The organism is Rhodanobacteraceae bacterium, from assembly GCA_024234055.1.
Classification (GTDB): Bacteria; Pseudomonadota; Gammaproteobacteria; order Xanthomonadales; family SZUA-5; genus JADKFD01.
The window spans coordinates 308,411-332,201 of record JACKOW010000005.1 but is presented as its reverse complement, the minus strand read 5'-3'; the positions used below and the strand labels follow the sequence as shown (position 1 = coordinate 332,201).

Annotated in this window: 15 protein-coding genes and 2 pseudogenes; 9 read left to right on the top strand and 8 right to left on the bottom strand. The window is 64.3% G+C overall.

The annotated features are described in order from the left end of the window. Both H7A19_11850 and H7A19_11845 read left to right on the top strand, forming a co-directional pair. Positions 1-209, top strand: a 209-nt coding sequence (locus H7A19_11850; protein MCP5475519.1) for a glucose-6-phosphate isomerase, incomplete at its 5' end; no start/stop codon positions are given. Positions 210-675: 466 nt separating this feature from the next. Then, complete coding sequence (locus tag H7A19_11845; protein ID MCP5475518.1) at positions 676-1,290, top strand: hypothetical protein; 615 nt, start codon at positions 676-678, stop codon at positions 1,288-1,290. Positions 1,291-1,618: 328 nt separating this feature from the next. On the opposite strand, the gene queG is transcribed toward H7A19_11845, so the two are convergent. Further along, a complete protein-coding gene (gene queG, locus H7A19_11840; protein MCP5475517.1) occupies positions 1,619-2,773 on the bottom strand; it encodes a tRNA epoxyqueuosine(34) reductase QueG in 1,155 nt (384 codons plus the stop codon). 133 nt (positions 2,774-2,906) lie between these two features. On the opposite strand from queG, the pseudogene H7A19_11835 reads away from it, so the two are divergent. From H7A19_11835 to H7A19_11815, 5 genes and pseudogenes are all read left to right on the top strand, one after another. Beyond that, a pseudogene (locus H7A19_11835) lies at positions 2,907-4,408 on the top strand (NAD(P)H-hydrate dehydratase). Next, a complete protein-coding gene (gene tsaE, locus H7A19_11830) occupies positions 4,405-4,920 on the top strand; it encodes a tRNA (adenosine(37)-N6)-threonylcarbamoyltransferase complex ATPase subunit type 1 TsaE (protein ID MCP5475516.1) in 516 nt (171 codons plus the stop codon). The pseudogene H7A19_11835 and the gene tsaE overlap by 4 nt, the downstream one beginning before the upstream one ends. Positions 4,921-5,244: 324 nt before the next feature. Further along, positions 5,245-6,546, top strand: coding sequence for an N-acetylmuramoyl-L-alanine amidase (locus H7A19_11825; GenBank protein MCP5475515.1), 1,302 nt, complete (start codon positions 5,245-5,247; stop codon positions 6,544-6,546). A 313-nt stretch (positions 6,547-6,859) separates the two neighbouring features. Continuing rightward, a pseudogene (tldD, locus tag H7A19_11820) lies at positions 6,860-8,298 on the top strand (metalloprotease TldD). 600 nt (positions 8,299-8,898) lie between these two features. Then, positions 8,899-10,644, top strand: a complete 1,746-nt coding sequence (locus H7A19_11815; GenBank protein MCP5475514.1) for an ATP-binding protein — start codon at positions 8,899-8,901, stop codon at positions 10,642-10,644. A gap of 180 nt (positions 10,645-10,824) precedes the next feature. Here the strand turns inward: H7A19_11815 and H7A19_11810 are convergent, their stop codons facing one another. The 7 genes from H7A19_11810 to H7A19_11780 form a co-directional block, all read right to left on the bottom strand. After that, the gene (locus tag H7A19_11810; GenBank protein MCP5475513.1) at positions 10,825-11,958 is read right to left on the bottom strand and encodes a hypothetical protein; all 1,134 of its coding nucleotides are present in this window, start codon (positions 11,956-11,958) and stop codon (positions 10,825-10,827) included. Between the two features lie 177 nt (positions 11,959-12,135). Then, positions 12,136-14,499: an FtsX-like permease family protein gene (locus tag H7A19_11805; GenBank protein MCP5475512.1), complete on the bottom strand. Its 2,364-nt coding sequence runs from the start codon at positions 14,497-14,499 to the stop codon at positions 12,136-12,138. A gap of 109 nt (positions 14,500-14,608) precedes the next feature. Continuing rightward, complete coding sequence (locus H7A19_11800; protein ID MCP5475511.1) at positions 14,609-15,322, bottom strand: ABC transporter ATP-binding protein; 714 nt, start codon at positions 15,320-15,322, stop codon at positions 14,609-14,611. 191 nt (positions 15,323-15,513) lie between these two features. Then, positions 15,514-17,418: a TonB-dependent receptor gene (locus H7A19_11795; protein MCP5475510.1), complete on the bottom strand. Its 1,905-nt coding sequence runs from the start codon at positions 17,416-17,418 to the stop codon at positions 15,514-15,516. Then, positions 17,415-18,374: a diguanylate cyclase gene (locus H7A19_11790; GenBank protein MCP5475509.1), complete on the bottom strand. Its 960-nt coding sequence runs from the start codon at positions 18,372-18,374 to the stop codon at positions 17,415-17,417. Before H7A19_11790 ends, H7A19_11795 begins: the two co-directional genes overlap by 4 nt. 5 nt (positions 18,375-18,379) lie before the next feature. Further along, positions 18,380-21,238: a response regulator gene (locus H7A19_11785; protein MCP5475508.1), complete on the bottom strand. Its 2,859-nt coding sequence runs from the start codon at positions 21,236-21,238 to the stop codon at positions 18,380-18,382. Beyond that, positions 21,235-21,915 (bottom strand): DUF4154 domain-containing protein, encoded by a 681-nt coding sequence (locus H7A19_11780; GenBank protein ID MCP5475507.1) that lies wholly within the window; start codon positions 21,913-21,915, stop codon positions 21,235-21,237. The genes H7A19_11785 and H7A19_11780 overlap by 4 nt, the downstream gene beginning before the upstream one ends. A 104-nt stretch (positions 21,916-22,019) precedes the next feature. Between H7A19_11780 and H7A19_11775 the strand changes: the two genes are divergently transcribed. Continuing rightward, the gene (locus H7A19_11775; protein MCP5475506.1) at positions 22,020-22,679 is read left to right on the top strand and encodes a response regulator; all 660 of its coding nucleotides are present in this window, start codon (positions 22,020-22,022) and stop codon (positions 22,677-22,679) included. Positions 22,680-22,952: 273 nt separating this feature from the next. Further along, a complete protein-coding gene (locus H7A19_11770; protein ID MCP5475505.1) occupies positions 22,953-23,774 on the top strand; it encodes an ATP-binding cassette domain-containing protein in 822 nt (273 codons plus the stop codon). Positions 23,775-23,791 lie beyond the last annotated feature (17 nt).

Sequence of the window (23,791 nt, the reverse complement as noted above, 5' to 3'; positions counted from 1 at the left end):
GCTCGGTCGGCGCACTGATCGCGCTGATGGAGCACAAGGTGTATCTGGCCGGACGCATGCTTGGCATCAATTCCTTCGACCAGTGGGGCGTGGAGCTGGGCAAGGAGATCTGTGGCCAGCTGTTGCCGATGGTCACCGGCGAGAAGCCGATCAGCGGGCTGGATGGCTCCACTGCAGCCTTGCTGGAGCGATATCGGGATACTCGCTGAGATTTGAGGCAGCTGCCGGTTGGTATCCTTGCGCGGCTCGCCCCTGATTAACAGTTGTTGACACCGCCCCGGCAAGGTGGCTAGTGTGCTCTAACCTTTGGTTACACTTGGAGTGTGTATGAATCTTGCCCTTGCATCAGGCGCCCTCTCGCTAGTGTTGGCAATCGCGCCGATATCTGCTGAGGCGATAGATTGGATTCGGTGCGATACGTGCAACCCCGGTCAAGCCCAGTCCCTGGTGCTTTCTGGCCTGGCACCATACGAGCGAGTGGTCGTGAATCCCGCGCAACGATGGGCCCAGAAGTTTCTCGTGGAATCGCAAGGCTCGGGCCCGGGATGTCCCATAGAGCGATCTTCGGTGCAATCTGCCAGAGATGATGTCGATAGACAGTCCCAAAGAGCTGGCGTGTGCGCCTATCAGAACGTTGCCTACCCCGTAGAACTCTCGGCTGACGAGTTGGCGCTCATGAATGCCTTGGCGGATTTTTACGTCGAAACTCAGGGATCCATGAACAAGGTGGTTGAAATTAATGCATATGACTTGCACTTGCCTGATTGCACATCAGCTGATTGCGTCAATGCGCCCGCACGCACGGCTCATGACGTCATTCGGAGCAGTATCGTTGAACGAGACGTCCGGCTTGCGTTGGAAGCCTACGCGTCTAATCCCGCAAGCGCCTACTCAAGTTTTTCTGGGATCTACAATGCGATCAAGCACGCGCTGGACGTAAGATTCAACGGCGGTGCCATGAGCATCATGATTAAGATCAGGTTCTCGGATGGCTCGGAAGTGCAGTATGAGATTGCGGATACAACGGGATTGGATGCGCTTCTGCGTCCCGAGCTAGCGCAGGACGCAGCCGGAATGAGGATCATGACGCCGGACAATATTCGCAGCTTCGTCGGGTCATGGGTCTACCAACATGATTACCAGGCAGCAAATTTTCTCGAGCATGCGCAGCGATTAGGTGTCCCGATCTATGGGCCCGGCGGCGGCGGTTACGGGCCTGGAATCACATGTGTTTTTGATCCTGTTTCTCAGCAGACTATGTGTCGCCGCACGTTTGGAAACGGTGGATAGAAAGAAGAGCCTATCTGAAACGTCCTTGGTCGGAGCCGACGGGTTGTTGAGCCTTCCGGCTCGAGCATTCCAATCAGGCCCGCGCGCAGTTTCATCGGTTGGGAATATTCTGGAGCCAGCTGCCCCCGCGTTGCTCGCTGTCGGGCCTGAGAGCATTTGAGAAAAATCCCGTTCGCAATGATCATTCGTGACATGGGCGGGGTGCCTGACGCTGAGCACGCTGGCAGCGACGACGTCAGGTTTGGCCTCTGGGCTGAGGTGAATTACATCCCGAGGCTCTGTGCGGAGAAAAGTGCGTTGCATGGGTGGCCCGAGTAGCCCGCAGGGCTCACTCGGAGAGATTGCGTTGCCCATATCGCCCGGGAATTTGCACCTGCTCCCCTCGGTCCAAGGCCGAGGGAAAGCACTCGTGCGGGCGGGTCGAGCCCTGCCGCACCTGCGCCCAGGCCACTGCTTCGCGCACGTTCTCGTCAGGATCGGCAGCACGCTGTTGCAAGGCGGCGATGATCTGCTCCGAAGGCGGCGCATTACCCAGCGCAATGGCGATATTTCGCAGCCAGCGCCGGTGTCCGATGCGCCGGATCGCCGAGCCCTCGGTGCGGCCTAGGAAGGTGGCTTCGTCCCAGCTGAAGAGTTCGATCAGACTGGTTTGATCGAGCCCATGGCGGGCGCGGAAATCGGACTCGCCGGACAGGCGCGCGTATTTGTTCCAGGGACAGACCAACTGGCAGTCGTCGCAGCCGTAGATGCGGTTGCCGAGCATCGGCCGAAGTTCCAGCGGGATCGGCCCATGGTGTTCGATGGTCAGATAGGAAATGCAGCGGCGGGCGTCAATCTGGTAGGGCGCCGGCAGGGCGCCGGTCGGGCAGGCATCGAGGCAGCGCCGGCAACTGCCGCAATGGTCGGCAACGGCTTCGTCCGCGGGCAGCGGCAGATCGGTGTAGATCTCGCCGAGAAAGAAGTAGCTGCCGGCATCGCGGGCGATCAGATTGGTGTGCTTGCCGATCCAGCCGAGGCCGGCATTGCGCGCCAACGGTTTCTCCAGCACCGGCGCCGAGTCGACGAAAACCCGATAGCCGAACGGTCCGATCAGATCGACGAGGGCATCTGCCAGCTTCTGCAGTCGAGAACGCATCAGCTTGTGGTAATCCCGCCCCAGCGCATAGCGCGAGACATAGCCAAGTTCTCGCTGGTCCAGTACCGATAGCGCGTCAGCGCTTTCGGCAGGCCAGTAGTCCATCCGCGCCGACAGCACGCTGATCGTCCCTGGCACCAGTTCGGCGGGCGTCCAGCGCTTGGCGCCGTGGCGTTCCATGTAGGCCATCTGCCCGTGCCAGCCGCGCGCAATCCAGTCGCGCAGACGCTCGGCATCATGCTCGAGAGCCACGCTGGCCACGCCCAGCGCCTGAAAACCCAGATCCTGTGCCAGCGCCCGGATCTGCTGCTTGAGCGCGGTGTGCTCGTCCGCTGACGGCGCGCTCATGCGCTCGGAATCTCCTGTGATCGAGGCCCGAAGTCCGATGACCAGCGGGCGTTGGGATCGGGCCGGTGCGGCCGACGTCGCTCAGTATACTCAGGCGTTGTTTCGGGCGGTTTCGCCCCTTCCGGTGTCTGACATGTCCAAGCCGAACACGACTGCGCTACCCGAACTGGCTTACAACGTAGCTCAATCGCGCGAGCTCGACCGACTGGCAGGTGCCTCCTTCGAATTGCCGGGTGACGAATTGATGGCGCGTGCCGGGCGCGCCGCCGCCGCCCTGGTTCGACAGCGTTACCCCTTGGCGCAGCGCATCGCGGTGGTCTGCGGCACCGGCAACAATGGCGGCGATGGCTATGTGGTCGCGCGCTTGCTGGCAGAAGCCCGTCGCGATGTCTATCTGTATGCGCCCGATCAGGCCCTGCCAGCCCACGGTGAGGCGGCCCATGCCTGCGCGGCCTGGCGTGAGGGCGGTGGCCAGATGTCGATCTTCAGTGGCGAACTGGCCGGATTTGATCTGGTCATCGATGCGCTGTTCGGTATCGGCCTCACGCGCCCGCCGCTGGGCGCCCACGCCAGCCTGATCGAGGCCATGAATGCGCAAACGGCGCCGGTGCTGGCGCTGGACGTCCCCTCCGGGGTGGATGCCGACACCGGTTCCTGCCCCGGTGTGGCGGTATGCGCCGAGGTCACGCTCAGTTTCATCGGCCTCAAGCAGGGCCTGCTGACCGGCGAGGCGCCGGGACTGGTGGGCGAGGTGATCGTAGACGACCTGGATTTGCCCAAGGTGCTGTTCGCCTGTGTGCCGGCGGCGGCCCGGGTGCTGCGTCCGCAGGACCTGGGGCCCTGGCTGCCGCGCCGCAAGCGCAGCGCGCACAAGGGACACTATGGCCACGTCCTGGTGGTGGGGGGCGACGAGGGCTATGGCGGAGCGGTGCGCCTGGCTTCGGAAGCGGCGGCGCGCATCGGTGCCGGTCTGGTCAGCGTCGCCACCCGCGCGCGGCGCACGTCCAGCCGATCCTGTCGGCCCGCCCCGAGCTGATGGTGCGGGCGGTCGCCGGGCCGGGCGATCTGGAATCGATGCTGGACAAGGCCACCGTGATCGTGGTCGGTCCGGGCCTGGGACAGAGCGCCTGGTCGCAGAGCCTGCTGGCGACGGTCACCGAGCGCGGCTTGCCCATCGTCATGGATGCCGACGCATTGAATCTGCTCGCGCAGGCGGCTTGCGTGCTGCCCGAGGAGGTAGTGATCACGCCCCATCCCGGCGAGGCCGCGCGTCTGCTGGATTGCAGCAGCAAGGAGATTCAGGCCGATCGTTTCGGTGCTGCCCAGCGCCTGGCCGAGTATTTCCAGGCCACCGTGGTGCTCAAGGGCGCCGGCACCCTGATCTGCGAAAGCCCACAGAATCTGACCATTTCTCCCTATGCCAATCCGGCGCTCGCCACCGGTGGCAGTGGCGATGTGCTCGCCGGCGTGATCGGCGGGCTGATTGCCCAGGGTCTCAGTGCCGCCAATGCCGCGCGTGCCGGGGTTCTGCTGCACGCGTTGGCCGCTGCTGCAGCGGCCGATGCTGGTGGGGAGCGCGGCACGCTGGCCGGCGATCTGATGCCCTATCTGCGGACCATGGCCAATCCTGCATGAGCGAGGATCTGTGCCTGCATCTGGTGGACGAAGCGGCCACACTGGAGCTGGGGCGACAGCTGGCCGGTGTGGTCGGCCCCGGACTGATCTGCCTGTCCGGAAACCTCGGCGCCGGCAAGACCTGTCTGGTGCGCGGTCTGTTGCGTGGATTGGGCTACGACGGTCGGGTCAAGAGCCCGACCTACACCCTGATTGAGCCCTATATCACCGAGCGCCTGCGGGTCAGCCACTGGGATCTCTATCGCCTGGGTTCGGGTGACGAGCTCGAGGCCCTGGGCCTGCGCGAACACGATCGCGCAGACGAACTATTGTTGGTCGAATGGCCCGAGCGCGCCGAAGGTCGCCTGGACCATGCCGATCTCTTGATATCGATAGAGCACGTGGCCGAGGGTCGGGAAGTCCGGCTGAGTTCCGGCAGCGCCGAAGGCGCGCGCTGGCTGGCGGCATTGCGGGCGGGCAGGCTTTGGCGGGGCGAAGCAATCCGGCGCAGCGCCGACTTCGTTGGTCCGTAGGAGCGCCCTTTGCGGCGCGACCACTGCTGTGGCCATGCGACTCGCCGGTCGCGACGCGAGGTCGCTCCTACAGTCAAGCTCGGGGTTCATGGCCCCTGCGCAGTGTCGAACGATACAGGTGGCTCGCAGTGACGTTCAGGGTACTGATTGCATCGATACGGAGAATGGGGCGAATGCCGTCCGGTAATCCGTGCAATATCGCGCCACTGGTAAAGCAACCGTTCAAGTATGTTGGCTAAGCATTGGATTAGTAACAAAAAAGACTTGTCAGCAGGGGCGCTTATGGGGTTCAATGTCCATCCTGGGAAATGGAAGCCTGAGTCGATGTACCGCGCCTTGGCGTTTCTGATGCTCTGTTTTGGATCGATGGCCTCGGCAACCGAGGTCAAATCGGTGCGCGTACGAGCCGGAAACGAATACACCCGCGCCACCATCGAATTGTCGGATACCGCCGAATATCGCGTGTTCACCCTGGCGGGCCCCGATCGCCTCGTGGTTGACGTCATCAATGGTCGATTACGATCCAGTGTCGACAGCAGCGGCAAGGGCCTGGTGCGCAGCGTGCGCTCGGGCCAGCCAGAGGCTGATCGCCTGCGCATCGTCTTTGATCTCACCGAAGCGGTGCGTCCCAAGAGTTTCATGCTCGACAAGCCCGACAGCAGCCGTCGCCGGCTGGTGGTGGACATGGTTCCGGCCAGTGCCCCCAAGCAGCCTGCGCAGACCGCAAGCACCACGGTGGCCAGCGCCGCTGCGCTGCCCGTCCGCGATGTGGTGATCGCCATTGATGCCGGACACGGCGGCGAAGATCCGGGTGCCATCGGTGCCAAGGGCACGCATGAGAAGGTCGTCACCCTGAAGATGGCGCAGCTGCTGGCCAAGCGCATCAATGCCGAGCCCGGCATGCGCGCCGTGCTGATCCGCGACAGCGACGTCTTCATCCCGCTGCAGACGCGCTTCCAGAAGGCCCGCGACCACAAGGCCGATCTGTTCGTCTCCATCCACGCCGACGCGGCCCTGAATCGCAAGGCGGCTGGATCCTCGGTGTATACGCTCAGCACTCGCGGCGCCTCGAACGAGGCCGCCCGTTATCTGGCCGAGCGCGAGAATCGATCCGATCTGGTCGGCGGTGTGTCGCTGAACGGCAAGGACAAGATGCTGGCCGCAGTGCTGCTGGATCTGTCTCAAGGGGCCACGCTGGAGGCCAGCGCCCAGGCTGCCGAGCATGTGCTGGCTTCGCTGACGCGCATGGGCAAGGCCCACAAGCGCTATGTGGAGCGCGCCAATTTCGTGGTGCTGCGCTCGCCCGATGTGCCCTCGCTGCTGGTCGAGACCGGATTCATCAGTAACCCGGAAGAAGAGCGCAAGCTCAACGACAACCGGCACCGCGAGCGTGTGGCCGAGGCGGTGATGCTGGGCGTGCGCGATTACTTCCATGCCGCACCGCCGCCGGGCACCTGGATTGCCGCCAACGTCAAGTCACGCGCCCATGTGGTGGCCCGCGGCGAGACGCTGAGCGAAATCGCCGTGCGTCATGGCGTGTCGGTATCGAAAATCCGCCAGGCCAATGCCATCGACGGCGATCTGGTCCGGGTGGGCGCAGTGCTGAAGATCCCGACCTCGTCCTGAGGACGGGGCACGGGGAGCGGGGCGCGGGGCAGGGGAAGAGCCGGCTCCGCGGTGGGGCCAGCTTTGTCGGGCTCCGATTGGGTTCAGCCCCGAGAGACCCGTTCGACACAAATCCCGCGCCCTTTGTGATTGCCCTTTGAGTGCCTCGCGACTTGCTGATCGCCTGAAACGCTGAAGCCGTCGCGGGCGGAGCCCGCTCCCACTGGTGCTCGGGCGTGCGAGTCTTTCCCGTGCCCCGTGCCCCGTGCCCCGTGCCCCTTGAATCCTGCGCCAGAGCCATCATGCTAGAAGACTTAGTTCTGCGAGCTTTCTGATGACCGATTCCGTGATCGCCCTGGCCGAGCGCCAGTTTTTGTCCTCCGGACTGGACCTGCCGTTGGTTGAGCGGGCGCTGGGCAGTTTGCTGGGCCCCGGCGTGGATAGTGCCGATCTCTATTTTCAGCACACTCGCCACGAGGGTTGGGGGCTGGAGGATGGCATCGTCAAGGAGGGCTCGCACAATATCGAGCAGGGTGTGGGCGTGCGTGCGGTGTCCGGCGAAAAGGTCGGCTTTGCCTATTCCGACGCCATCGACTCGGCGGCGCTGATCGAAGCCACCAGCAGCGCCCGGGCCATCGCCCGCAGCGGTCACAGCGGAACGCTGGCGCCCCTGGCGCGGCGGGCGCCTGCGCCTTTGTATCCGGCCCTTGACCCGATCGACAGCGCCAGCGCCGAGGCCAAGGTAGCCCTGCTCAAGGAGATCGACGCCTATGCCCGCAGCCTGGACCCGCGCGTGCATCAGGTCATGGTCAGTCTGGCGGCGGAGACCGACACCATTCTGATCGCTCAATCCGACGGCACGCTGGCTGCCGACGTGCGTCCGCTGATGCAGTTCCGGGTGCAGGTCATTGCCGAACAGGGCGGTCGCCGCGAGGCTGGCTTCTCCGGTGGCGGTGGCCGTCGCGGCTTCGAGGACATCATGACGGGCGATGCGGCGCGTGCCCATGCGCGCGAGGCGGTGCGTCAGGCGCTGGTGAATCTGGAATCGGTGCCGGCGCCAGCGGGCAGCATGACGGTGGTGCTGGGCTCCGGCTGGCCCGGCATCCTGCTGCACGAGGCCATCGGTCATGGTCTGGAAGGCGACTTCAACCGCAAGGGCACCAGCGCCTTCACCGGTCGCATCGGCCAGAAGGTCGCGAACCCGCTGGTCACCGTGGTCGACGACGGCACTCTGCCGGGGCGCCGCGGCTCGCTCACCGTGGACGACGAGGGCACGCCCAGCCATTGCACCACGCTGATCGAGAACGGCGTGCTCAAGGGTTATCTCATGGACAAGCTCAACGCTCGCCTGATGGGCACGGTCAGCACCGGCAACGGCCGCCGCGAGTCCTTCGCCCATCTGCCAATGCCGCGCATGACCAATACCTACATGCGCCCCGGCCCACACGAGCGTGAGGAGATCATCCGTTCGGTCAAGAAGGGCTTGTATGCGGCCAACTTTGGCGGTGGTCAGGTCGACATCACCAGCGGCAAGTTCGTGTTTTCGGCCTCGAGGCCTATCTGATCGAAGACGGCAAGATCACCGCGCCGGTCAAGGGCGCCACCCTGATCGGCAATGGCCCCGATGTGCTGACCCGGGTATCCATGGTTGGCAACGACCTGGAACTCGACCAGGGCGTCGGTGTCTGCGGCAAGGACGGCCAGAGCGTGCCCGTGGGCGTCGGCCAGCCGACACTGCGGGTCGACAGTCTGACCGTGGGCGGTACGCAGTAACGGGCTTGCGCGCGCCCCAAGAGCGATTGGACGCGAAGGACGCGAAGGAGAAGCAGCAAGGACGCGAAGGAAGACCGGGATCAGGACGCGAAGCTTGTCGCCGACGTCATTGCAAATCCTCGTCTCGGCGCCCCACGAGCCATGAAACGCGTCATCCCCGCGGCGGGGATCCAATTGTTGATTTTCGCGGGAATGACGGTTCGCTGTTCCGTAGCTTTCCGCGGCCAACTGCTTCAGAGCGTAGGAACACGCAATCCAGAATCGTGCGGCGCGACGCGCTCCTCTCCATGAACCCATATCGTAAGTTGTTGATGCGTCATTGCGAGGAGCGCAGCGACGAAGCAATCCAGGGTAGCGCCGCACACCCCTGGATTGCTTCGCTACGCTCGCAATGACGCCGGGGGTTCATGGCCCGTGGGCAGTTTCAGGCCGAAACAGGTGGCTTGCAATGACGCCAATCCCAATTCCTTGCGACCTTTCTGCTCTTCCTTCGCGTCCTTCGTGTCCCGCTTTTGAGCCACCCCAAAGCGCCCCGCCCCAAGCGCCGACGGCGCTCTCAGGGCATCATCGGGGTCTGGTTCGAATGCGGAGACCTGCTCAATGTCCACGGTGAACGGATTGCCGGCCCAACTGCCGGCCTGGGCGCAGCGCCTGGCGGATCTCTATTTCGCCGGCACCTCGGCGATGTACGTGCTGCACGGCAATACCAGCGATCTGGTCGAGATTCCGAACGGCGAGAAGCCACGCTATGGCTCGGTCAACGAGTTTCTGGCCACGCAGATGTTCGGGCGCTTCGATCTGGTGCTGGGCTTCGATCTGGCTCACGGCATCAAGGCCTATGCCGGTGGCGATGTCGAACGCCAGCGACAGATGGTGGGCTGGGTGTCGCGCCGCCTGGGTGATCCCGAGCGCATGCCGCGCGACCCGGCGCAGGCCCTGTTCATGCTCGATCGCATGGTGCTCGAAAACCTGACTGCCAAGGAGGCGGACCGCATCAAGATCGCCATCCTGTTCGACTTTGCATCCTTTGTCGTGCCCGATCCGGAGCGCGGCACCGCCAGCACTGCTGCCAATCTGGTGACGCTGCTGAAGTGGGCGGCCAATCCCTATGTCAAACGCAGCAACATGGCCTTTGTGCTGATCGACGAGCGCCTGGCGGATTTTCACGATCGTCTGGTCGGCTCGCCGCACGTCAACGCCATCGAGATCGAGCTGCCCGACGAGCCGGCGCGGCTGCGTTTCCTCCAGTCGATCACCACCGACGTCGATGTTTCCAGCTTCTCCGACTTCACGGTCGAACAACTCGCCAAGCTCACTGCTGCGGTGACCCTCGCCGATCTCGCCGTGCTGGTGGAAAGCGCGCGCCGCAGTGGCCAGCGCCTGGACGAGAAGCGCTTCAAGGCGCGCAAGAAACAGCTGATCGAGCGCCAGGCCCAGGACTTGCTGGAGTTTGTCGAACCCAAGTACGGGTTGGAGCGCGTGGTGGGTCATGAAGCGGCCAAGAAGCGCTTGCTGGATGATGCCGAGATCATCCGTCGCGGCCGCGCCGATGTGGCCCCGATGGGCTATCTGTTCAACGGGCCGGTGGGCACCGGCAAGACCTTCCTGGCCACTTGCCTCGCCGGCTCGATCGGCATGCCTTGCGTCACGCTGAAGAATTTCCGCAGCAAGTATGTGGGCGAAACCGAAGCCAATCTGCAGCGCGTGCTCGGTGTACTGCGCGGCATGGGTCCGGTGATGGTGATTATCGACGAGGCCGACGCCATGCTCGGCCAGCGTGAATCGGGGGGTGATTCCGGCGTCGGCAGCCGGGTCTTCGGCATGATCGCCAATGCCATGGGCGACACCGACTACCGCGGCAAGATCGTGTGGATGCTGCTGACCGCGCGCCCGGACCTGCTACCCATCGACATCAAGCGCCAGGGCCGCGCCGAGATCCACATTCCGCTGTTCTACCCGCAGACCCAGGACGAAATCCGCGCCTATTTCGTGGTCATCGCCAAGAAATTCGGTGCCGTGCTGGCCCCCGAAGATGTGCCCGACGTGCCCTTTGTCGGCGACCTCTCCGGTGCCGACATCGAAGCCCTGGTCGGCCGCGCCTGGCGCGAGGCCCTGTTGGCCAACGAGGACAAGCTCACCAAGGACCGGCTGGCCTCGACCTTCGAAGGCTTCCTGCCTTCGACTCAGTCGCTGGAGCGCGAGATGCAGGAAATCGCGGCGATCATCGAATGCACCGACCGCGCCTTCCTGGTGCCGAGCGCCCTGGCCATGCTCAAGGAGCATGGCGACCGCGAAGGCCTGCAGCTGCGCTTCAAGGAAATCATGCGGTTGCTGGGCAAGGCCTGATTTGATTGGAAAAAGGAGAAGGAAAAAGGAAAAAGGAAAAAGGAAAAGGGGAAGAGCGCCAGACGCCTAAAGCTGTGGGAGCGGATTCATCCGCGACTGGCCGGGCGGGGCCCCGGGCCCGGCAATCGCGGGCAAAGCCCGCACCCACAGGCGCCTGCCAGAAGCCAGGCGTCGTCGTGTTCAGAGGCAGCCCCGCGTATTGCACACACTCAGCGTCAAGGAAGCGCCTGACACGCCATAACCAACCACTGGGGTGCCCTGCGCGCTCATGGCCAGTGCGGTGGCGGCGTTGGTGCTCAACACGGCGGTGGCCGGCGCGTGCAGCGTGGTGATGGTGCTGGTGGCGCAGTCCTGGCGCGTACAGCGCAGCAGCTTGATCGTGCCGAAGCTCTGGTCCACATAGCTCAAGACCGGCAGGCCATCGGCACCACTGATCATTTCGACGCCGTCGCCCAGACCCAGGCCGAACTCGATACTGTCCAGCTGGCGCACGGTCGGTGCAGTGCAGGCACTGTTGTTGCACTGGACCAGCTTGAGCGAATCGCTCAAGGCCACATCATGCTTGTAGGCGATCATGGCGGCACCATTGCGGCCGGTCAGCATCGCCGTATCGTCGGGATTGTCCGCGACGAGATTGACGAAGCTGGCGGGACGCGAGCAGGCCAGGTCGGAACAGATGGCGAGACGCAGCGCATTGGAGTTGGCGTCGTAGGCGATCTGCGGCAAACCGTTGACCAGCGTGATCGCTGGCGCGGTTCCCACCGATCCCAGACTGTCGACCACGCTGACCTGAGCCGAACTGCAGCCACCGTCGTTGCAGCGCGCCACTTTCAGGTCGCCATTGTTACCGTCGTTGTAGGCGAATATGGGCAATCCATCGGCGGGGATGATCAGGTCGTGGTCGGTGATGGCGCCGAGATTGGCGCCGTCCAGCACCTTGAGTGTGGTGCCGCCGGTGCAGGAAAAGTTGCCGCATTTCAGCATGCGCAATCCCGAATTGGCGATGGACAGGCCGATCACCGGCAGCCCATCGCTACCCAAGGCAACGCGGATACGCCTTGCAGTGAGTGGCACCAGATTGGCCAGGCTGCCACCGCTGCTGCAGTCGGCGGCAAAGCACTTGTAGGTCTGGATCACCGCTCCGCTGCCCTGGAACACCACCAGCGGCAAACCATCGTCGGGCACGACTGCGGCCAGTACGCCATTGCTGGCAACGCCGGTATCGACAATCAAGGGACCGGGCGGTGGCGCTGCCAGGACTGAGGCTGAGAACAGCAGGGAAATGCAGGGAACGAATGGGGTCGACTTGTACATGGCTCATCTCCGTGGATCGCGACCTGGTTGGTCGCCGGAGTCGATCCTCGTCCTTGATGTTCGGGCCTGCTGTGCCTGAGGTTGCGCGATGTTTGTCCTGATGATGTCTGCAACCTGAGGTATGGCTGCTGCAACAACCGGCACAAGGCATTGAGCACCCCGGATGCAGCCTGGGCTTTACTCCCGCGTCTTCAACACCTCCACCAGGTCCAGTTGGCGCACGCGATGAATCACGATCAGCGCCGAGATCAGCGCGGCGAGCAGCACCACGACCGTGGCGCTGGCCAGGGTTTCGGTCGACAGATAGGCCGGTACCCGATAGAGCTCGGTTTGCAGGCCGCGCACGATCACCTGCACCAATCCGGCGCCGACCACCCAGCCGACCGGGATGGCGGCAAAAGTGAGCAGCGCCAGTTCGCCGACCAGGATGTAGGCCACTTCGCCGCGGGTGAAACCGAGCACGCGCAAGGAAGCCAGTTCACGACCGCGTTCACCCAGGGCAATGCGGGCGGTGTTGTAGAGCACGCCAAAGGCGATCAGGCCGGCGAGCAGCGTGGCGATGAAGGTGAAGGTCAGCAGCGACTCGGCCATGGTCTGGTAGAAGTTCTGGATGGCGGCCTTGCGCGAGCCGACGGCCGCTACCCCGGGACGATCTTCCAGCAGCCGGTAGACCTCATCGACGTAGGGTGGATCGATCTGCAGCAGCGCGCTGCTGACGCGCTCACCTTCGCCGAGCAGGGTGTTCAGCGCATCCAGTTCCATGTAGGCATTGATGCCGATGAACTCCCGCACGGTCCCATCCACGGGCACCGAGAAATGCCGGCGCGCACCCTGAAGTTCTTCGACTTCGATCCGATCGCCGCGACGCACGTTCAGCATCTGCGCCAGATATTCGGTGAGCAGCAGTCCACCGGTCGGCAAGGCTTGCGGTTTGGATCGGACATCGAGTACCCGCTTGAGGCTGGAGTCGTTGCCGAGACCCTGCAGGCCGGTGAGCACGCTGCGTGGCCCCGCGCGCAGGCGCACACCGACGTCGCGCACACCCTCTACCGCAATCACGCCCGGCAGCGTGCGAATTTCTGCCAGTGCGTCATAGCCTTCTGGTTCAACGAAACTCACCGACAGATCGTTGCGCTGGGCCAATGCGAACTGCTGATCCACCATGAAGTTCAAGGCATCCTGCTGGAACATGCCGATGGTCAGTACGCCGCCGGCCAGCGCAATGCCCAGCACCGTGAACACGGCCTTGGCGGGTCGCCGCGAGAGCTGCCTCAAGATCATGCGCGTGGGCTGATCCAGCCAGCGCCTGGGCAATACTCGTTCCAGTACCGAGTTGCGATAACGCGGAGGCGCTTCTGGACGCATGGCTTCGGCCGGTGGCAGTCGCGCAGCGCGAATCAGGGCAAAGGCGGCCCCGGACAAGGCCGCGGCCAGCGAGATGCCGATGGCGGCGGCCACTGCGGTCGGTGACAGCACGAAATCCAGATAGGGGAAACGATAGAAACTCATGTAAAGCAGGCCGAGCGCCCGTCCCAGCCAGATCCCACCGGCGATGCCCACGGCCGAGCCCAGCGCGATCACCACGCCGACCATCGAGACATAGTGCCAGCCGATGGCGGCGTGGCTGTAGCCGAAAGCCTTGAGGATGGCGATCTGGTCACGCTGGGTGCTGATCAGTCGGCTGAAGACGACGTTGAGCAGAAAGGCTGCCACCGACATGAACACCGCCGGGAACACCGTGGCCATGGTCTTCAGCTGGTCGAACTCGGCTGACAGGAACTTGTGGCTGAGCTGATCGACCCGACCAATAGCACCCAATCCGCCATAGTCTTCGAGGATGGGATCGAGTCGCTCGATCACCCGCTCGGTATGCGCATCCGGCGCCAGTGCCAGGGCTACGCTGTTGAAGGCCCCATCCATGCCATAGGCGGCTTCCAGCGCACGCCGGCTGATCCAGGCGATGGCATAGCGTTCGAAGTCCGGAAAGGCCGCGCCGGCCTGGATCTGATAGACGTATTCGGGCGAGATCGCGATACCGACGATCTGGTAGTCCTCGATGCGCCCGCCCACCACGCCGCTTAGCTGATCGCCGGGATGGAGCCCGTGCGCGGTGGCAAAGGCCTCGCCCAGCACGATCTCGTTCTGCGCATACGGTTCAGGCATGCGCCCGGCACGCAGGTACAGTCGATTCAGCTGTTTAGCTCCGGTATCAGGCAACGAGATCAGTGTGCCGCGCACCGGGTCGGCAAAGCCTTCGAGCCGGATCCGCATCGGCGCCTGGATCGACAGCTCGACCGCACCGACGCCGTCGATCTCCGCGATATCAGCGCCCACACTCAGCGGCGCCCGTTTCAGCGTGGCAAAGACATCGGCGAAGCGGTACTCCAGGTAGAAGCGCTCGCGTGTGGCGGTCAGCGAATCCAGATTCGAGATCGACATCAGAAAGGTGGCGATGCCACTGGCCATCACCAGCACGATCGCCAGCACCTGGCTCTTGACGTGCCAGAGGTCGCGGAGGAGTTTGCGGTTCAGCGCGGCCATGTCGTGCGGGCGCGGGCGCCGATCTGGCAAGCAGGGTCAAACGTAAAACGTAAAACGTCAACGGAGCGCGCCCTGATTGACGTTTTACGTTTCACCTTTGACCGCTCTTTCACCAACTGATCTCCCCGGCCGACCTGCGCTCGTCATTCACCTCCACGCTCACGATCCGCCCATCCGACAGCCGGATCACGCGATGGGCCATGGCGGCAATGCCGGCGTTGTGGGTGATGACCACGGTGGTGGTGCCCAGGCGCTGGTTGACGTCTGACAGGGCTGTCAGCACCTGGGTGCCGGTTTCCGAATCGAGTGCGCCGGTGGGCTCGTCGCAGAGCAGCACTTCGGGCTGCTTGGCGATGGCACGGGCGATGGCCACGCGCTGCTGCTGACCGCCGGAAAGCTGCGCCGGAAAGGCATCGAGACGATCGCCGAGGCCGACCAGCGCCAGGGCATCTCCGGCGCGCATGGGGTTGCTGGCGATTTCGGTGACCACCTCGACGTTCTCGCGGGCGGTCAAGCTGGGAATGAGGTTATAGAACTGGAACACGAAGCCGACGTGCTCACGGCGAAAGCGGGTCAGCGCGTCTTCGTCGGCGCTGGAGAGGTCGTGATCGCGATAGCGCACACTGCCGGCGCTGGGCACATCGAGGCCGCCGAGGATGTTCAGCAGCGTCGACTTGCCGCTGCCCGAAGGCCCCAGCAGCACCACGAATTCACCGGCGTACAGATCCAGATCAACGCCGCGCAGGGCATGGATCTCGACTTCGCCGGTGCGGTAGACCTTGGTCAGACCCCGGGCACTGAAGACGGCTTCGGATTCGCTCATGGGCTACAGTCTCTCATTCCGCGGCGTGCAGAGGTGAGGGAACGGGCCTCGCGGCAGGGCGCTATCGGGAGCCACCGATATCGGTTCGGCACGGCTCAATGACCAAGAAGGGCGGAACGCCTGCGGCGACAGGTTCGGACAGCTCAGGGCCTGTCAATGCCAACCCGGGCCAGCTCCGCCCCCCGTTGACCTCAATAACGCCAGGTCAGCTCTGCCCACCAGATCCGGTCCTGGAACAGAGAGGTCGTGACGCCAACGGGATTGGTATTGAACTGCACGGTGCGCGCGTTCAGAGCGTTGTCAACGCCCAGACGCAGGTCCAGATCCGGGTGCATGATGCGCTCTATCGTCGCTGACAGGTCCAGGCGGTCGTAGGCGCCGTCGCCGATGGTTGAAGCCGGTCGTTCGCCGACGTGATTCCAGCTCATGCCGAGCGTGCTGCGCTCGCCGGCCTTCCAGGTCAGCGCCACGTTGCTCAACCAGTTCGGCGTGGTGCCTATGGATCGAAGGCTCAGGTCCGAGCGGCGGGTGTCTTCGGCCGTGATGTACGAGAGCACGGCGTCCAGGCTCAGTGCATTGCCGAGCTGCTGGCTCCATTCCAGCTCCAGACCTTCGGATCTTGCCCGGGAATTGTTGAAGAAGTCTCCAGCCACCGAGTCGCGGAATACCATGTCCGTGATGCGGCTGCGAAACCAGGTGGTGCGCAGCGTGTGGTTCGGGCGCCGATAGATGTAGCTGAGTTCGACGGTGCGGTTGGTCTCGAAACCAAGATCGCGAATCGAGCCGTCACCGCGATACAGTTCGAAGAAGGTCGGAGCCCGGTAGCCTTCCGCATACTGGGCCTTGAGTACGTGCCCGTCGGCGAGCTGCCAGACCAGCGATCCGCGCGGCGTGGTCCGCCGGCCTACGTCGCCGTTGTCGTCGTGGCGCAGGCCCAGCGTCAGTCTGAGATCCTGCGTAATTTCAAATTGATCCTGCAGATAAGCGCTGAATACCCGGCGCTTTTCACCGGTGACGACCACCAGCCGCGGCGGTGGCTGTCCGGGTCCCGGGATGCCGTCCACGAAGGTGGCGCGGTCGATATCGCCTTGCAGCTTTTCGATCCCGATCAACCATTGATGGCCATTCCAGCCCTCATAGGACAATTCGGCGGCGCCGCGCCATTCGGTTCCGTCGAAGACCTGGTTCAGCCCACCCTGCGCCGTCCGCGCACCCCCGACGAACAGATAGTTGTCCAGGTACTGGCCGCGGGCGATCAAGCTCCAGCCCGATCCGAGCTCACGTTCGTAACGGGTTGCCAGGGTCCAGGCCTGGTCCTCATAGCCGTTGTCGCCCGGAGGGCCAACGATCGGGTCAAGCTGACGTGCCTGACCCTGCCCAAGCAGCGAAAAGCCGCCGTGACTGACCTGCACCACGCCGCTGCGTTGGCGTTCGCCAGCGTTGCGACCTTTCGCCAGCACCGCCGAATCGGTCGCCAGTCCGGCCAGGCTGGCGCTGTAATTCCACTCGCCAAGCTTGCCAGCCTGCAGCCAGTGGCCATAGCGCGCGCCGTGACTGTCGCTGCCTGCCGACAGCGACTGCCCGGATTGGCGAGTGATGATGTTGAGCAGCCCCTGAAAGGCGAAGTCGCCGTACAGCACTGAACCCGGTCCGCGGACGAACTCGATTCGTTCGACATGGGAGGTGGGCAAGTAGAGTACGCCGCCATTACGGCCCACATCCTCGCGCCCGATCGGGAAACCGTTCAGCAGGATCTGGATACTGCCGGAGTTGAACGGAAAGTTGATGCCGCGCGCGGTCACGGTGGGATTACCGCGGATATCGAGCTCGATCTGAACCCCTGGGATCTGGGCCATGGCTTCCCACACGGTGCGGTTGCCCTCGGCGCGCAGTCGCGAGCCATCCAGCACCGTGACCATGCCCGGGACGAAATCCCGATTCATGCGGGTCTTGGTCACGATCGCCGTTTCCGTGTCCAGCATGGCCATCAGGCTGGCCAGCTCGGCGTCGTCGTCGTTGTCGTCAGTCTGGGCCGAAGCGAGCGCAGGCAGCATCAAGGTCAGCCAGCAGCCCAAGGCAGGGGCGGACAGCGTCATGGCGAGGGCTCCTTTGGTGTCGGTGAGTCGGGGTGGGTCACGGACTGAACTGCGCCAGTGGCCAGGTTGCGACATTCGGCACGATCCCGGCCTGCAGCCTTGGCGGCATAAAGCATTTCATCGGCGACGGCGATGGTGGCAGCGGCCGACGCTCTCGGCGACGGCATCACCGTGGCCGCGCCCACGCTGATGGTCACGTGGACACTGGTGGGCGACGCCGCGTGCGGAATCTCCAGTTGCCGCACCGATTGCAAGGCCCTTGCCGTCTGCGCCACCGCGTCCTCGCCGCAGAGGATCAGCGCGAACTCTTCGCCGCCATAGCGGGCGGTCAGGTCATGGCCGCGGCTGAACTGGCGATCCAGTGCCGCTGCCACGCGGCGCAGACACTCATCGCCCAGGCTGTGCCCGTAGTGGTCGTTGTAGCGCTTGAAGTGATCGACATCGATCATCATCAGCGTCAAGGCTTCGCCGTTGCGCTGCGCCGCCCGCCAGAGTCGGGCGATTTCCTCGTCGAAACGCCGTCGGTTGGCGATCCCGGTCAGGCCGTCCATCGCCGCGTGTTCCTCCAGCAGATCGCGCTGGCGCTTGAGCTCGATATGAGTCCGGGCGCGGGCGCGGACGATGGCGGGGCTGATGGGTTTGACGATGTAGTCGACCGCGCCCAGTGCGAAGCCGCGCTCCTCGGTTTCCAGATCGGTCATCGCGCTGACGAAGATCACCGGCACATGCTGGGTGCGCGGCTCGGATTTCAGCCAGCGCAGGATTTCGAAGCCGTCCATGTCTGGCATCACCACATCGAGCAGGATCAGGTCCGGCGGATTGGCAGTGGCGAGGTCCAGCGCTTTCGGGCCAGTGGTCGCGAAGCTCAGATCCATGCCCGGCAGCGCGGCGGCCAGAACCTGGATGTTGGCCCGCTCGTCATCGATGATGAGAACCTTGGGCTTTCCGGTGATCAAGGTAATCACGGCTTTTCGGCCTCCCTGTAGTCCAGTGTAGCGATGAGATAAGGCAGTTGTGCGCTTGCAGCGTCGAAGTCCAGCAGCTCGATGGCCTGCTGCATGGCATCCAGGGTGGGTCCTGCCGAACTCGGCAGATGTGCGCGCAGGGACGCAAGTTCGTCTGCCGCCTGCATGCGATTGGCGGCGAGTGCTTGCTTCAGTGGTTCCAGTGATGGCCGCCCCTGACCCGACGGTGCCGGCCCGGATGGTGCCCGTTCCAGCGCCGGCAGCTTGCCGGCGCAGAATTCGTCCAGGGCCTCGCTGAATTCCAACAGCATGGTCGCCGACAGTTGTTCGGCGCTGGCGCCGAGCTCCAGTGCGCCTGCGGCGGCGGCAATGCGGGTCATTCCCAGAGTGGCGCCAACGCCCTTGAGATTGTGCGCCAGACCGCGGATCTGGGCCCATTGCTGGCTCGCCATCAGCTCGCGGACGTGCGCAGCTGCTGCACCGTGGCGTTCCTTGAACTCGCGCAGAAGGCGCAGCAACAATTCGCTGCGACCGCTGACCCGCGACAGCGCCAGCGCCGTATCGACCCCGGCAATCTCCGGTAGCGACGTCGAGTGCGCCTGTCCTCGGGTCTGGTCGGGGATGCCTGGCACTGGCTGCTCTTTGGCCATCGGACCTGGGCTGGATGGCAGTGTCTTCAGCCAGCGCAAGAGCACCCGCGCCAGCTCCTGTTCCTCGATCGGCTTGGCCAGATAATCATCCATGCCCGCATCCAGGAAGCGTTGCCGGTCGCCGAGCATCGCGTGTGCGGTCAAGGCCACGATCGGCGTGCGGCGCTCGGGTCCAGGCAGCAGCCGGGTTCGCCGGGTGACTTCGATGCCGTCGATGCCGGGCATCTGGATGTCCATTAGGACCAGATCGAAGCTTGCACTGGAAATCTGTCGCCACGCGTCCTCGCCGTCGCTGGCGGTGATGGCTTCCACGCCCATGCCGAGCAGCAATTCCGTGGCCACCGTGCGGTTGATCTCGTTGTCCTCGACCAGCAACACACGACTGCCAGGTGCCAGACGCAAGGCATCGGTCGCTGGATCCGGCTCGCGCATCTTGCGCGTCGACGGAATCCGGCCCATGGCCTGCAGGGCGGCGTCGAAGAGGCTGGAGGGACTGATCGGCTTGCACAGGAACACATCGATTCCGGCCTCGTAGGCCTGGGCCTGCAAGGCTTCTCCGCAGTGGGCGGTGGTCATGACGGTGGCCGGCAGGGCGAGGCCACGGCGCTTGAGCACCCGTACTGCTTCGATGCCGTCGATGCCGGGCAACTTCCAGTCCAGGACCATCAGGTCGAAGGCCAGCGGCGAGGCCGCGATCAGATCCAGCGCCTGCTCCGCCGTCGAGGCCCGGGACACGTCGAAACGGAAGGACTCGAGCATGCTGCCGTAGACCTCGCGAGTGGCTGGATTGTCGTCCACCACCAGAGCGCGCAGACCCAACCCCGAGCCGCGCACAGCCTGACGCGCCGCAGCGATGCCCAGCGGAACCGTGAACCAGAACCGGCTGCCTTGCCCGGGTGTGCTGTCGGCGCCTATCTCACCGCCCATCAGCTCCACCAGGCGTTTGCAGATAGCCAGACCCAGGCCCACACCGCCATGGGCGCGGGTATTGGACTCGTCGATCTGGGTGAAGGACTCGAACAATCGCGGCAACTGCTGCGGATCGATGCCGATACCGCTGTCGCTCACCTCGAATTGCAGCGTGACCGCCGACGCGCTTGTCTGCAGGCAACGGATGGAAACGATGACTTCGCCACGCTCGGTGAACTTCAGGGCGTTGGTAGTCAGGTTGACCAGCAGTTGCTGCAGTCGCGCCTGGTCACCGACCAGTTGTGTCGGCACGTCGGGTGCGGTTCGGAACAGCAGGTCCAGACCCTGGTTGCGGGCGCGTTCGCCGACCACGGCGGCGAGGTCGGTCAGGACTTCATCCAGATCAAACTCGCTGCGCTCGATCCGCAGCTTTCCGGCCTCGATCCGTGACAGATCGAGGATGTCATTGATCACGCCCAGCAACATCCGCGCCGAAGCATTGAGCTGGCGTAACATGCCGGTCTGCCGAGCATCAAGACGCGAGCGCAGCAGCAGCGTGGCCATGCCGATCACGGCATTCATGGGGGTGCGGATCTCGTGACTCATGTTGGCCAGGAACTGACTCTTGGCGCGATTGGCAGCCTCGGCCTGATCGCGCGCCGTCTCCAGTTCACGCCGGAACTCGAGTTCGCGTGCCGCCAGTGCCCGCTCGGCAGCCTGGCGGCGGGCATTGTTGCGCTCCAGGGTGCCGAGCAGCGTCACCAGCAATCCGCCGAGCAGCAGCATCAGGGCGGCGACGAAGACACCCTGCGCCAGCAGTTGACTGCGGATGTCCCGGCTGAATCTGGAGAAGAACTCGGCATCCACGAGAAACTGTGCCAGGCCCAGCAACTCTCCACTCTGGCGCCCATAGAGTTCGGTCTCGACCAGATAATTCGCGCCCACGGCTGTCTGCAGGCGCCGATCCAGGCTTCCGGCCGGCGCATCAACCGCGTCGTAGTCCAGTTCAAGGGCAACATCGACAAAGAACGGCGCTTCTCGTTCCGGGCTCTGCAACAGCAGCAACTGGTCGAGCACTTCGTTGAGCTGGCGGGAACGCGCCCCTGGGCTGTCCGCCGACAGGGCCGTCGCCAGCGAGATGGCCTGGGATTGCGCCAGCACCTGGGCCTGCTGGCGGGCCTCGGCATCCAGGCGGGGTTGCACCATCCAGATCCAGTTCGCCGCCAGCGCCAGCTCAAGAATCAACGTCAGCAGCAGCAGCGCCAGACCGACCATCGTGGAATAGCGACGGATCATGGGTGCACCTTCGCGACCTTCATGAAGAAGGGCTTGAGCTGAACCTGCGCCGCCGTCAGCGCACTCTGGTTGACGTAGGGCACCACCTTGGCCTCGATCGACAAGCCCGCCATGACGCCGCGCTCAACATCGCCTTCATAGGGCGAATAGAGCAATGCATGGTGTCGCCGACTCCAGTCGATGAGGGCGGCGAGTTCGCTGTCGCTCAGGCGGTTCGCCAGAAACACCGCGGCGGGGGCGGGTTCCCCGTCGCTCAGCGTCTGCAAGCGGCGCACTCGCATCGGATAACCCCGCACCAGGGCCTGATCGGGTGCATCCACCGGCACCATCAGTCGCGACAGCGCATCGGCATCTTCGGTGCGGGCGGCCAGAATGCCGATGTCCAGCCAACCCTTGTCGCCCACGCGGCGTTCAATGTCCATGTCTGCCGCCAGCAGCGCCCGGAACAGCCGTGCCCCGGTGCGCACGCGACGCTCGTCCTGGCTGTCGGCATGGGCAGTGACGGCGGCGGCACACAAGCCCACGACCAGCAAGGTGCTCACCAGACACCAGTGCGCGCTGCGCATCAGCCGGCGCCAGCGTCGTGCCGAGCCTTGCTCGTCTGCCGTGCGTGCCTGCGATCCCGGCAAGTGTGGATGCCCCCGTTGACCAGTCGCGCCATAATGCAGGCCAATCATGGAGATTCAGAGGAGCCGAATCGATCTTGCTGCCTCGATCCAGGTCGTCCGACAAGCAAGCCGCCCGCGCCTGGCCCCGGCCGCCAGGGGCTGCCGACTGGCGCGTGCTGGTGGTCGAGGACGAGCCGATCCTGGCTACCTTGATCGCCGAGACCCTGGGCGAGCTGGGCTTTGCCGTGCACGTGCTCGACCACGGCCGCGAGGTGGCCGATTTCGTGCGTGCCTATGCCCCGGATGCGGTGCTGCTGGATCTGAATCTGCCGGGACGCGACGGGTTTTCGATCTGCCGTGAGTTGCGTGAGTTCTCGACCGTGCCGCTGATCATGGTGACGGCCAGGGCCGAGGCCGAGGACCGCCTGCAAGGCCTGGACCTTGGTGCCGACGACTACATCTGCAAGCCGTTTTCGCCCGATGAGCTGGCGGCACGCCTGCGCGCGCTGCTGCGGCGTGCAACGCAGTGGCAGCAGGGCGTGGGCGCCCCCGGATTGTCCATCGACAACCAGGCCCTGCAGGCGCGATTCAATGGCGCCCCTCTGGCTCTGACACCGATCGAGTTCCGGCTGCTGCAGACCCTGTCAGAGCAGCCCGGACGGGTCTACAGCCGGGCGCAATTGCTGGATCTGGTCTACCACAACGAACACGAGGTCAGCGAACGCGCCGTCGACAGTCATGTCAAGAATCTGCGCCGCAAGATCGTCGACGCTGCCGGCGTAGACCCGCTGCAGGCCGTGTACGGGATTGGCTACAAGTTTCAGTGGGGGTAGCGGAAGAGAAACGGGGCAGGGGGCCGGCGAAAGGCCGGCACGGCCCGAGCCGTTGCAGGTCCAGACTTGTCTGGACGCGCCTGGCCGGGGGTATGAGAAGCGTCCCGAGAAGTCTGGACCCCATGAAGCTCGAAGCCTGCAGCCTTTCCCGTGCCCCGTGCCCCGTGCCCCGTGCCTCGTGCCTCGTGCCTCGTGCCTCGTGCCCCGTGCCCCGTGCTGCTCCCAAGCGTCAAGAACCAACAACCAGCACCGCGTCTGTCTTAGACTCCGGTCATGGCACAAGCTGACATCAACCCCGGCGATCCGGTGATCGAGGTCAATGGTCTGGTCACCTACTATGGTCGCCGGCGCATTCTCGATCAGGTCGACTTTCTGGTTCAGCCCGGTGAGATCCGGGTGATCATGGGCGGCTCGGGATCGGGCAAGTCCACTCTGTTGCGACATCTGCTCGGTCTGCTGACACCGGCGGAAGGCTCCATCAAGGTGCTCGGGCGCGACATCAATCGGCTGTCGCCGTTGCAACGACTGGCCTTCAAGCGCGAAATCGGCGTCAGCTTCCAGGGCGGCGCGCTGTTCACCTCGATGAGCGTGGGCGACAACGTCGCCTTGCCGCTGCGCGAGCACTTCAAGCTCGACGAAAACACCATCCGCATCATGTCGCGGCTGAAGCTGGAGGTGGTCAATCTCGGCGGTTTCCAGGACCTGATGCCGAGCCAGCTCTCCGGCGGCATGATCAAGCGTGCGGCATTGGCCCGCGCCATCGTCATGGACCCGCAGCTGCTGTTCTTCGACGAACCCTCGGCGGGCCTTGATCCGGTGGTCTCGGCTGAACTTGACGAACTCATACTGAAGCTGCGCGATGCCATGCGCATGAGCATCGTCGTGGTCACCCACGAGCTCGACAGCGCCTTCAAGATTGCCGACAAGATCACCGTGCTTGATCAGGGCCGGGTGCTGATGACCGGCACCGTGCCCGAGGTGCGCGGCAGCGACAATGAGCGCATTCAGGACTTGCTGAATCGGCGCCCGCGGCATGTGGAAGTGAATGTGGATGAGTATCTGGCGCGTCTCACCGGCAGCGACGAAGACCGGTAGGACGCCGCGCCTGTGGC